This is a genomic window from Parendozoicomonas verongulae (assembly GCF_009711465.1).
Lineage (GTDB): Bacteria > Pseudomonadota > Gammaproteobacteria > Pseudomonadales > Endozoicomonadaceae > Sansalvadorimonas > Sansalvadorimonas verongulae.
In genome coordinates, this window is record NZ_SMME01000637.1 from 1 (window position 1) to 2,498 (window position 2,498).

Consider the following 2,498-nt stretch of genomic DNA (forward strand, 5'->3'; position numbering starts at 1 on the left):
CAGGATCAGCCCGTGGAACTGGCTGGAGGATACCACTCCTATTGACCATGCCATTCCAGAAAGCATGATGCTGAGTATGAGCGTGGAGTGGCGGCCTGAGCCGGAGTACAACGCGGTCTATGTCTCCGGGATCAATGAAGGTGTGGCGGTGGAGGTGCAGCGCACGGGATCGGCAGGGGATCAACCGGCACCGGATATTGTGGAGGACTGGCTGACGGCTGTGGATGTGAATACGGAAAGAGGACGGAATATTTTGAGTGAAGGTGGGAATCAGGCTGTGGTGACTTTGGATTTGCCTTTGACTGTGAAGGGGCAAGTACCTGGTTTGGTTTTACCAGGGAAACTGGTGGAGGTTTTGGAGGGGAATGAGCCTTGGGTGGGATTGTGTTTATCTACAGGGATTAGTACTGCAGGGAGTGGGGCTGGGAAGGTGGTTCAGAGTTTATTCGTGGAACGACATTACTGAGGAAAAGTTATGGCAACAACAAACCCATGGAAACAGTTTCAGGGACTTCTCCCGAAAGCGAGCCGGATTATTGGTACGGTCGCCAGTCACAACAGCAACGGGACGAGTACCATCACTCTTCGGGATGGGGTGACAATGACTGCCAAGGGGCAAAGCGTGAGCGTGGGGCAGAGGGCGTTTGTTGAAGGCGGGGAAATTGTGCGGGAGGTGCCAGACCTTCCGAACCATAAAATACAAGTTTGAAAAGTGTCCGAAGATCATAGGCTGCAATATAGGTGTCAGGAACCGCTTGACCACAAAACATAAGAACGGCTAGAAGTATTATAGCAGATGCCAGACTTACTTTTCTTGACTAGATCAGCCTGTATTCCTGTGGATACCAGCAGAGTAGCCAGCACCAGAATTATAAGTCGCTTCATTATTCCTCCTGAATAACGGCTATTGCTTCTTGATGATGTTGCCGAAGGTGCTTTCCAAGCATGTCAGTCTCTTTTTTTATCAGGCGAAAAATGAGCATTATCACCATGTTTGACGGGCCTTTTTGCTTTTATTCTTGCATCTGCAAAGGAGACAATTTTATCCAGCACAACTTCAAAAAAGTATTTTAGCCGAGCACTGCTGCGTATTGCTGGTATGAGGTGTGGCGACACACTGTAATAGATGAATATGAACAATCTACCTAAGAAATATGGAGCTAGGCAAGTATCTCTCCATCTTCTCAGAACATTTGTCTGCCATGCAGTAGAGCCGTAAACAGCAGTTGCTATGAAACAGAAATCCTTTGAAGCCGATGAAGGCTTTTTAGCTGGGGGAGATTGATACCGCGTACCTACTGAGCTTGGTCTACGCTGTGCCTGCTTTTGCCGCATTTTCTGTAAAATATCTTCATTCGCCGAAGAGGTTTTAGGGGGCGGGGAGGAAGTAGCTGAACCTACCTGAGTCTTATTTCTGTTGATGTTACTTGAAGTTGTAGAGCCTCTTCTTGCTCCACGGTTAGTAGAACTTCCACCTTGTATCTGTCGAAGAATTTCAGCATTTGACAAGTTGCTGTTGGATGCAGCAACTCCTCTAGTTGAAGACCCAGCTAACCGGAACTTTGCCTCTGCTTCTGTGATCTGATGAAGTTGCCCACTTTGAGTAACAGTAATTGCAAGATGAGAGTACTTATACCGCTTGCTTACATAAGGTGGCTCCATCAAGCCAGTTACACTAACCCACTTCCCTTTCCAGCTCGAAGTAGGAACATCTTTAATGGCTTTTATACCTTCAGACCATATAGCTATCTTTACAATCTCGCCTCTCCAAGGCCCAAAATTGATAAAGATATAGGGTTTGCCATAACGTGTTTTAGCCTCTTTAACTTCAACTACTTTACCAATTAGTTCTACTTTGTCGCCTACAGAATCCAAGCAAAGAGCGTAATTTGTTGAGTCCAAAACAGGGAATGCTGATAGATATTTTTTGGCCTTCGCTACCGCTGTTGGAGTAGGGAGGACGACTGCGGCAGGTATGTTCCTGTTGGACAAAAAGTCGTCAAGTGCAGGAATCTTGTCAAAATCACTGTTGCAAATGGCAGCAAAATTATTGGCTACTTGGCTAAATTGACTATTGCTGATTAGGTCAGAGAAGATTTTTGACTGATTAACATCAGCAAAATCATTAGCCTTGAATAGAATTGAGTCTCCGTCAGATTGAGTTTTCTTCCAAAGATTAGAGTCTGAGATCAAGACACTCAGGGCAATATCAATACTGATGAATGAGAAACGGTCAAGTTGAGGATTCCACGATCTCCCTGACCGTTTTGGGTGCTGGAAGTTGCGGTGACCTAATTCTGAACTACCTAGACCTCTGAGATCGTTTACAAAAATCCCATCATAATCAATAAGCTGAACAGTTTGTCCGGCATCTGCAACCATCACGTTGCCGGGTTGTATGTCACCATGAGCCATGTTCTGGCTTTCAAGGAATTTTGCGAGCGATTGCAGTGATTTTCGTAAATTGCCGAGACTAGAGGCATTGCTGTAATGATTTT

General features: G+C 45.7%; 3 protein-coding genes. 2 read left to right on the forward strand and 1 reads right to left on the reverse strand.

What is annotated here, in order from left to right:
* A partial coding sequence (locus E1189_RS23140) for a hypothetical protein (RefSeq protein ID WP_230460027.1) occupies positions 1–466 on the forward strand: 466 nt, incomplete at its 5' end.
* A 9-nt stretch (positions 467–475) separates the two neighbouring features.
* Entirely contained in the window at positions 476–709 is a 234-nt protein-coding gene (locus E1189_RS02100) for a hypothetical protein (protein ID WP_155158418.1), read from the forward strand.
* Positions 710–948: 239 nt separating this feature from the next.
* On the opposite strand, the gene E1189_RS23145 is transcribed toward E1189_RS02100, so the two are convergent.
* A partial coding sequence (locus E1189_RS23145; protein WP_196221058.1) for a CFI-box-CTERM domain-containing protein occupies positions 949–2,498 on the reverse strand: 1,550 nt, incomplete at its 5' end.

Excerpts from the sequence above, each read along its gene's own strand:
- E1189_RS02100 (WP_155158418.1), top strand. The coding sequence starts at position 476 with ATGGCAACAACAAACCCATGGAAACAGTTTCAGGGACTTCTCCCGAAA.